Source organism: Streptomyces jumonjinensis (assembly GCF_009600885.1).
Lineage (GTDB): Bacteria > Actinomycetota > Actinomycetes > Streptomycetales > Streptomycetaceae > Streptomyces > Streptomyces jumonjinensis.
The window spans coordinates 30,071-38,699 of sequence record NZ_VCLA01000121.1 but is presented as its reverse complement, the minus strand read 5'-3'; the positions used below and the strand labels follow the sequence as shown (position 1 = coordinate 38,699).

At 71.8% G+C, this 8,629-nt stretch carries 8 protein-coding genes; 3 read left to right on the top strand and 5 right to left on the bottom strand.

Annotated features, from left to right (window positions below; genetic code table 11):
- Positions 1-751: RCC1 domain-containing protein (locus tag FF041_RS14385; RefSeq protein ID WP_407698156.1), on the top strand; the 751-nt coding region annotated here is incomplete at its 5' end.
- A gap of 42 nt (positions 752-793) precedes the next feature.
- Here the strand turns inward: FF041_RS14385 and FF041_RS14380 are convergent.
- Both FF041_RS14380 and FF041_RS14375 read right to left on the bottom strand, forming a co-directional pair.
- Positions 794-2,749, bottom strand: coding sequence for an FUSC family protein (locus tag FF041_RS14380; protein ID WP_153523210.1), 1,956 nt, complete (start codon positions 2,747-2,749; stop codon positions 794-796).
- Positions 2,750-2,942: 193 nt separating this feature from the next.
- Positions 2,943-3,836 (bottom strand): hypothetical protein, encoded by an 894-nt coding sequence (locus FF041_RS14375; RefSeq protein WP_323391860.1) that lies wholly within the window; start codon positions 3,834-3,836, stop codon positions 2,943-2,945.
- 136 nt (positions 3,837-3,972) lie between these two features.
- On the opposite strand from FF041_RS14375, the gene FF041_RS14370 reads away from it, so the two are divergent.
- Both FF041_RS14370 and FF041_RS14365 read left to right on the top strand, forming a co-directional pair.
- Entirely contained in the window at positions 3,973-4,350 is a 378-nt protein-coding gene (locus FF041_RS14370) for a hypothetical protein (protein WP_153523209.1), read from the top strand.
- A gap of 148 nt (positions 4,351-4,498) precedes the next feature.
- Positions 4,499-5,596 (top strand): MerR family transcriptional regulator, encoded by a 1,098-nt coding sequence (locus FF041_RS14365; protein ID WP_153523208.1) that lies wholly within the window; start codon positions 4,499-4,501, stop codon positions 5,594-5,596.
- Positions 5,597-5,729: 133 nt separating this feature from the next.
- Here FF041_RS14365 and FF041_RS14360 read toward each other — a convergent pair whose 3' ends face one another.
- From FF041_RS14360 to FF041_RS14350, 3 genes are all read right to left on the bottom strand, one after another.
- On the bottom strand, positions 5,730-6,347 hold the full coding sequence (locus FF041_RS14360) for an FMN reductase (RefSeq protein ID WP_153523207.1): 618 nt from the start codon (positions 6,345-6,347) through the stop codon (positions 5,730-5,732).
- Entirely contained in the window at positions 6,344-7,435 is a 1,092-nt protein-coding gene (locus FF041_RS14355) for an LLM class flavin-dependent oxidoreductase (protein ID WP_153523206.1), read from the bottom strand. The genes FF041_RS14360 and FF041_RS14355 overlap by 4 nt, the downstream gene beginning before the upstream one ends.
- A 143-nt stretch (positions 7,436-7,578) precedes the next feature.
- The gene (locus FF041_RS14350) at positions 7,579-8,370 is read right to left on the bottom strand and encodes a bestrophin-like domain (protein ID WP_153523205.1); all 792 of its coding nucleotides are present in this window, start codon (positions 8,368-8,370) and stop codon (positions 7,579-7,581) included.
- Positions 8,371-8,629: the final 259 nt, after the last annotated feature.

The following is an 8,629-nucleotide window of genomic DNA, read 5'->3' as shown; positions in this document are numbered from 1 at the left end:
CGACGGCACCGTACGCGCCTGGGGCCGTAACTCCGAGGGCCAGCTCGGGGACAACACCGCGACCCAGCGCAACACCCCGGTGACCGTCTCCGGCCTCGCCAACGTCGAGGCCATCGCCGCCGGCGCCCTCCACAGCATCGCCGTTCTCTCCGACGGCACCGTCAAGGCATGGGGTTACAACGCCAACGGCCAGCTCGGCGACAACACCGTGACCAACCGCACCACCCCGGTCACCGTCACGGGCCTTGCCAACGCGCGCAGCGTCGCCGGCGGCAACGCCCACAGCCTCGCCCGGCTCGCGGACGGCACGGTCTGGGCCTGGGGCTACAACGCCCAGGGCCAGCTCGGCGACAACACCACCACCCAGCGCCTCACCCCGGTCAAGGTCGACGGCATCGCCACCGCCCGGGAGATCAGCGCCGGCGTCTACCACAGCGTCGCCCGGCTCGCGGACGGCACGGTGAAGAACTGGGGCTACAACGCCTACGGCCAGCTCGGCGACGGCACCCTCACCAACCGGCCCGCCCCCATCGTCCTGGACGGCGCGACCAACGTCCGCGCCATCTCCGCCGGCGGCTACCACACCCTGGTGCTCGACCGGGACGGCAAGGTCAGCACGGTCGGCTACAACAACAACGGCCAGCTCGGCGATGGTTCCGTCGCCAACCGGAGCACCCTCTCCACTCCCGTCAACAGCCTCAGCAGCATCTCGCTGATCGCGGGCGGCGGTGAGTTCAGCCTCGCGGGCTAGCGGTCTCCGTCCGCATCGGATCACCTCCCCGCCGCGCGGCGGCTACCGGCCCCCGCGCGGAGGGGAGGTGATGGCCCGCGCCGCCGCCACCTCATGGCGCAGTGGGGCGATGACACCGTTCTCATCGCCTTCCAGCGCCGTCCGCACCTCCAGCAGAACATCGCTCCGGCGCAGATTCTCCGCGAGTTCACGGAGCTCCCGCTCGACCGCCGTCACCTCCTGCGGGGACGGCGGGGCCGCGCCATGGGTCACCCGTACCCGTGCCGCCGTCGTCGCGTCCACGATGCGCTCGACGGCCACCACCAGCGGCCACCAGGCCGCCGCCCGCGCCCCGGTGGGCGGCGGCTCCGTCAGCGCCCGCTGGAACTCCGAGCGTACGGACGACAGATCGCGGTAGATCCGGCGGCGGCGGCGCACCTGCTCCGACCGGCTGCCCTCGTCGTTCACCGCGAACGCGCACCCCACATACCCGGCGATCTCGTCCACCGCCGCCGCCAGCCGGTCGCCGATCCGGGTGTGCCAGCTCTCCGGCCAGAGCAGATATCCCGCGATCAGCGCGATGGCGCAGCCGATCAGACTGTCCATCAGCCGGGGCAGCACCAGATCGAAGCCCTCGTGGTTGAGGGTGTCGGAGAGCAGCAGGATCACCGGGGTGATCGCCGCCGTCTGGAAGGCGTACCCCTTCGCGGAGAACCAGGGGATCAGCGCGGCGAGCAGCATCATCACGGGAACGTCCCACCAGCCGCGCGGGACCGCCGCGAGCACGGGGGCCGCGATGACCAGTCCCGCCGCCGTGCCGAGGGCGCGCAGCACGGCGCGGGAGAAGACCGAGCCGAAGTCCGGCTTCAGCACGAAGGTGACGGTGAGCGCGACCCAGTACGAACGGGGGACCGCCACCAGGGAGACCAGGGCCTGGGCGAGGCCGATGCACAGGGCGAGCCGTACGCCGTAGCGCCAGGACGCCTCGGAGAGCAGCACCGCGCGGACCGTGGTCCGAAACCGTACGCTCACCGCCGCCGGGCGGCCCAGCCGGTCGTCCGGCGGATACGGATCGGAGTCCGGTCGGTGCACCACGGCCGCCGCGTGCCGCAGCGCCGTGTCGACGGCCCGGTCCGCGGGCCCCTCCGGCGCGGGCAGTTCCGACAGATCGACGGCCTCGCCGCCGCCCCGGGAGACCGCGTCCGCCAGTCCCCGTACGGTGGCGGCGATTTCGGGGCGGCGGGAGGCGCGGCCGTACAGATGCGCCGCCGCTGCCGCCTCAAGCAGCGGGATCAGCACATTGAGCTGGGCGAGCAGCCGTACGAGAGGGCTCCGTCTGCCGTGGTCGCGGGTGCGCAGGGCGAGGATCAGGTCATAGGCGTCGTTGAGGGAGTCGGTGACCTCCTGGCGCCGTTCCGGGTACGCCCCGGTGCCGGCCGCCGCGAGCAGATCGGCGACGCGGCGGTAGGCGTCGGCCACCGCGGACCGTTCCGGCATCCGCCCGCGCAGCGGCCAGCCCAGCAGGGTCAGCGCCAGGACGAACAGGCCGCCGAGGGACAGCAGCAGCGCGGGCATCCAGAGCGGCTGGGGCATCGGGAGCCCCGCTCCCACCACCGCGTTGAGCAGCAGCAGCAGTCCGGACACGGAGGAGACCGCGCCGATCGAGGAGATCATCCCGGAGACCAGCGCCACCAGGGTGAGCGCGAGGACGGCGGACCAGCCCTGCTGGTACACCAGCGTGCCGACGGTGACGCCGATCGCGCCGAAGATCTGCGGGACCGCGATATTGAGGATCCGCATGCGGTAGGCGTCGGCGGTGTCGCCGATGACTCCGTTCAGCGCGCCCATCGACACCAGCGCGCCGTACATGGGGTGGCCCGTCGCCAGGCCCGCCGCCAGCGGTGCGGAGAGCGCCACCCCGGAGCGGGCCACGGCCGCCCAGGGCACGGGGGCGGACCGTGGGCGCAGCGTGTTGAGCAGCCACTCGGGTGGGGACAGGCGTCCCGCTCGGGTCTCCATGGTCCACACATGCCTCATGAGGGCGTGCCGGGGCAAGCCGCGGCACAGGTCAGCGCGGCCGGGCGGTGCGGGCGGCCGGGGTGGTGCCCGCACCGCTGTCCCGCCCGGTCCTCGGCGCGGTCGGGCGGTGCGGTCGGGCAGCACCCGCGCGGCTCTCCCCGTGGCTGAGCAGCGCCCGCACGGCGGGCCACGGTCAGCGAGGCGGCCCCGTGTCGGTGCCTGTGCCTGTGCCTGTGCCTGCGTCCGGCCGGCCGTCGCGTTCCCGGTCGCGGCTCAGCCACCAGGTCCCGGCCGCCACCACCGCCCCCACCCCCACCAGCCACCACGACACCACCCGCAAGGTCCCCGTCAGCGCGTCGAACACCGCCCCCGCCGCCGCGTGGTCCACATCCGGCGGCAGATCGTCCAGCGCCGGCTCCCGGCCCACGGTGATCATCAGACGGAGCAGCACCCCGCCCACCGCCAGCGCCAGGCCCAGCCACAGCACGGCCCGCGCCCTCCGCCTCGCGCAGAGCACCGCCGCCACCGCCAGCAGCACCGTCGCCAGCGGCAGCCACACCCCCGCGATCTGAAGCGTGTCGAACACCTCCCGTGCCGCCCCCAGCCGATCGGACTCCACCACCGTGATCCGTGTCCCCACCACCGGGATCTGATCCGCGAACGGCACGCCCGCCATGCTCAGCTGCCGTTTCACCTGTTCGCTCACCGGGGCCAGATCGATACTCGCCGTATCCCCTTCATCGCTGGTCAGCGCCTGTTCCACGGCGGTGTGCGCGGCCCGGTTGACGGTGTTCCAGGCGGTCCGGTAGGCATCCGTCCCGGCGAACGACAGCACCGCCTCATGCACCAGGGTCCGCACGCTGGTGGCGAGCGGCCCCGCGTCGACCTGCCCTATCACCTCCTCCGTGATCCGGTCCGCGACCGCGTTCCGCACGGCGGGATCCGAGGCCAGCGGCGCCATCGCGGTGACATAGCCGTCCGTGTCGCCGATCTCCCGCTCGGCCCACACGGAGAGCGCGCTCAGCGGCGTCAGCACCGCCACCAGCACGATCAGCGCCGTCGACACCGCTGAGAGGAAGCTCCGCACCCCTACAGGGAACGCGGGCGCGGGCGCGGGCGCGAGCGGTGCTCCGCCGACCGGGCCCCGGGCCGCCCCCGTACGAGTTGCCGGGGGCCGTCCGCAGGTGTGCCCTGAGAGGGGGGATGAGGAAAGGAGCCGGTCCATGGCCGTTCACGCGACGGTGCCCGCGCGGCACCACGCCGCAGTGCTCAGCTGGGCGATTCCCCTCGCCCTCGGTACGCTCTTCGGCTTCTACGCGGGCTTTCTGCACCGCACCGGCCAGGCCGTCAGCTGGTGGGACGTCCTCTACGGCGTGGTCGCCGGACTGGTCTTCACCGCGCTCGCCTACGGCCTCGGCCGGATCCAGCACGCCCTCCCCCGCGAGCTGCGCGCCGCCGCGTACGGCGCGCTCTGCGGCATCGCGATCGGGTTTCTGCACAGCCTGACCGGGACGAGCGTGCTCCGCTCCGCGTGGATGGGCGTCATCTTCGCCGCTGTCATGGCGGCGTCGTCGTTCTACGTGTTCTATACGAGGGAGTAGTAGCAGCGCCCTCCGTACGGGCCCCGTGCGGAGAGCCCGGCGCCCCGGCCCGTCCATGCTTCCCGTCGCCGGGTGTTGACCTTCCTCCCCGGGGAAGGACCAGCATCGACTCCGCCGGGCCCACCGCCCGGCGCGAGGAGGGGGACCAATGGACCGGCTCACCATCGGGGCGTTCGCCCGTGCCGCCCGGCTGTCCGCGAAGGCGCTCCGCCGCTATGACGAGCTGGGGCTGCTGACTCCGGCCAGCGTCGATCCGTACACCGGATACCGGTACTACGAGACGGCGCAGCTGGAGCGGGCCCGGCTGGTGGCGTGGCTGCGGCGGATCGGGATGCCGACCGCCCGGATCCGGGAGGTCGGTGAACTGTACGGACCCGATCCGGCGGCTGCCGCACGGGCCGTACGGGAGTACTGGGCGCGGGTGGAGGCGGAGACCTCGGCCCGCCGTGATCTGGCCCTCTTCCTCGCCGACCAGCTCATCCAGCAGTCGGAGGACAGCATGACCATGGCATCTCCCACGATCCGCTTCGCCGCGCGGACCGACCGGGGTCTCGTCCGGGAGGCCCATCAGGACGCCGCGTACGCCGGTGAGCGTCTGCTGGCGGTGGCCGACGGCTACGGCGCGCGGGGCGCGCACGCCGGGGCGGCGGCGATCGACGCGCTGAAGGCGCTCGACGGCTCCCCGGCCGAGGTGCGGGCCGGGGATCTGCTCAACGCCCTGGAGGACGCCGTCCACCGCGCCGACACCGTCATCGGCGGACTGGACGGCTCCGGTACGACGCTGACCGCCATGGTGTGGAGCGGCTCCCGGCTGGCGCTGGTGCACATCGGCGACACCCGGGCCCATCTGCTCCGCGACGGGGAGCTCTTCCGGATCACCCATGACCACACGGTCGTCCAGTCGATGATCGACGCGGGCTCGCTGACCGAGGACGAGGCGGCGTCCCATCCGGAGCGGGCCATGCTGCTCAAGGCCCTGGACGGCGGGCGCGGCGGCGCCCGGCCCGATCTGCGGCTGTGCGAGGCGCGGCCCGGCGACCGGTATCTGCTCTGCTCGGACGGGCTGTTCACGGTCGTGGCCCAGAGCGAGGTGCGCCGTGTCCTCGCGACGGCCGCCGATCCGGACGGGGCCGTCGACGAGCTCATCGGCCTCGCCCTGAGCGCGGGTGGGCCCGACAACATCGCCTGTGCCGTCGCCGATGTGGCGACGGCGGCGGCCGGGGCCCCTGTGACCACGGGGGCCTGACAGTGGAAAGCCGGTACGGACGGCACACGGGGTGTTGTGTGCCGTCCGTACCGGCGTGTCCGTGCGGGCCCGGTCAGGGGAGGGCCGGCATGGACCGTCAGGGGGAGTCCTCCCGCCAGGGGGAGCCCTCCCGTCAAGGGAAGGACAGCACCGGGACCTCGTCCGCCGGCCTGCGCTCCGTCGTCTCCAGCAGCCGGGCGAACTGCTCGCCCGCGCGGGAGATCCGCGTCGGCAGGGTGTCCGTCAGCGCGTCGCCCGTGCCGCCCCAGTCCTCGGAGGCCGCGAACACCGCCGTCGGCGCGACGACGGCCCGCAGATACGCGAAGAGCGGGCGCAGCGCGTGCTCCAGCACCAGCGAGTGGCGGGCGGTGCCGCCGGTCGCCCCGATCAGCACCGGCTTGCCGGTCAGTGCGTCCGGCTCGATCAGGTCGAAGAACGACTTGAAGAGCCCGCTGTAGGAGGCGGCGAAGACGGGTGTGACCACGATCAGGCCGTCCGCCTCCACGACCGCTTCGATCGCCTCGCCGAGGTCCGGGGACGGAAACCCCGTGACCAGGTGGTTGGCGATGGGAACGGCGAGTTCCCGCAGCTCCACCACGCGTACCTCGACGTCCTTCGCCTCCCCGGCGAGCGTGGAGCGTACGGCGTCGCCCAGCCGGTCGGCCAGCAGTCGGCTGGAGGAGGGCACGCTCAGTCCGGCGGAGACGGCGACGAGCTTCAGCGTGGTCGTCGTGGTCGGCGTGTTCGTCATCGTCGCGCCTCCTTCGTACGGGCCGCCGTGACGGCGGGGTGGAGCGGAGCGCTCTCCGGGACTCCGGCCGGCCGCAGGTTGGCGAACTCCTTGCGGAGCACCGGGACGACCTCCTCGCCGAGGATGTCGAGCTGCTCAAGGACGGTCTTGAGCGGCAGTCCGGCGTGGTCCATCAGGAACAGCTGGCGCTGGTAGTCGCCGACGGCGTCCCTGAAGGACAGGGTCCGCTCGATGACCTGCTGCGGAGAGCCCACGGTCAGCGGGGTCTGCTCGCTGAACTCCTCCAGCGAGGGACCGTGCCCGTAGACCGGCGCGTTGTCGAAGTACGGACGGAACTCGTTGATCGCGTCCTGCGAGTTCTTGCGCATGAACACCTGGCCGCCGAGACCGACGATGGCCTGCTCGGGGGTGCCGTGGCCGTAGTGCGCGTACCGCTTCCGGTAGAGCGCGACCATCTTCTTGGTGTGGGACATGGGCCAGAAGATGTTGTTGTGGAAGAAGCCGTCACCGTAGTAGGCGGCCTGCTCCGCGATCTCCGGGGAGCGGATCGAGCCGTGCCAGACGAACGGCGGCACGCCGTCCAGCGGGCGCGGGGTCGAGGTGAAGGACTGGAGCGGCGTACGGAACTTGCCCTCCCAGTCCACCACGTCCTGCCGCCACAACTTGTGGAGCAGGGCGTAGTTCTCGATCGCGAGCGGGATGCCCTGACGGATGTCCTGGCCGAACCAGGGATAGACCGGTCCGGTGTTGCCGCGGCCCATCATCAGGTCCACCCGGCCGTCGGCGAGGTGCTGGAGGTAGGCGTAGTCCTCAGCGATCTTCACCGGGTCGTTGGTGGTGATCAGGGTGGTCGAGGTGGACAGGATCAGGTTCTCGGTCCGGGCCGCTATATGGCCGAGCAGAGTGGTCGGGGACGACGGCACGAACGGCGGGTTGTGGTGCTCGCCGGTCGCGAAGACGTCCAGTCCGACCTCCTCCGCCTTCTGTGCGATGGCGACCGTGGCCTTGATCCGCTCGTGCTCGCTCGGCGTGCGCCCGTTGGTCGGGTCGGTGGTGACATCACCGACGGTGAAGATGCCGAACTGCATGAGACTCACCTCTCGAAGACTTCGAAGACTTTAGTTGAATGTTGAACCAAAGCCTATAACGGAAGGCCGCTCTTGGCTATTCCGCATCGCGTCCGAGCAGGTCGGAGCCCGTTTTAAGCAGGTCAGGGCCCTTTTCAGGCAGGTCAGAGCCCTTGCGTCGCGCCGGGGAACAGCTGGCGGAACGCCTCCGCCGTATCCGTACCGGCCCCCGCCCGCCCGAAGGGCGCGTCGAAGTCCCAGACGAGGAAGAGCAGAAACGCGATCAGCGCGCTGAAGAGCCCGGCGACCACCAACTCCCGGGTGCTGCGCCCCAGCCGCATGGTGAAGATGAGCCCCACGGTGATCAGCGCCCCGATGATCAGACCGAACCAGACCACCGCGGGCAGGGTCGCGCCCGCGTTCTGCGCCCGCTCGTTCCGTGCGTCGTCGGTGATGGCGACCCGTTCGAGCATGGGCTGATACGCCTGGGCCTCCAGATCGTCGGCCGGGGCGCGCTCGGCGATGTCCTCGCGCAGCTTGTCGATCAGCTCGGCTCCCCGGCTGGGCAGCACCTCCCCCTTGACCATCCGGGGCCACTCCTCGCGCAGGACATAGGAGACATAGCTCTCGATGTCCTCGCGCAGGGTCTCCTGGACGGCACGGGGATAGACCTCGGCGCGCTGGGTGATCTCATGGAGGGCCTGCGCCTCGCGCCGTACATCGTCCTGCGCGGCGCTGCGGGCCTCCCAGACGCCGGCGATGGCGAGACCGAGGACGATGGCGTAGATGACGCCGATCATCATCGTCATGTACTCCAGCACCTCGGGGGTCTGGGCCTGGTGCGGCTCCGCCCCTTCCGCGCGCGCGGCGCGTCTGCGCTGACTGAGCAGGGTGACGGCGAGGACGACGGCACAGGCGGCGACCATCGCGATGGACAGGATCAGCCACTCGGACATGGTGATCTCCCTGTGTGTTCTGTTGTCGTGTGTTCTGTTGTCACGGTTCGGTTCGGAGGTACGCGATCGGGGCGCGGGGATACGCGACCGGGGGCGCGGACGCCGCCGGGGCGGGCGCCATGGCTCAGCCGCGTGAGCGCCGGGGCCTCAGCACGGCGGCGGCGAGGACGGCCGGGGCGGTGATGACCAGGACCGTGGAGATCAGGGAGGGGCCGCCGTCCTCGGGCTTCGAGGAGAGCGGGGTCTGATCGCGTACGGG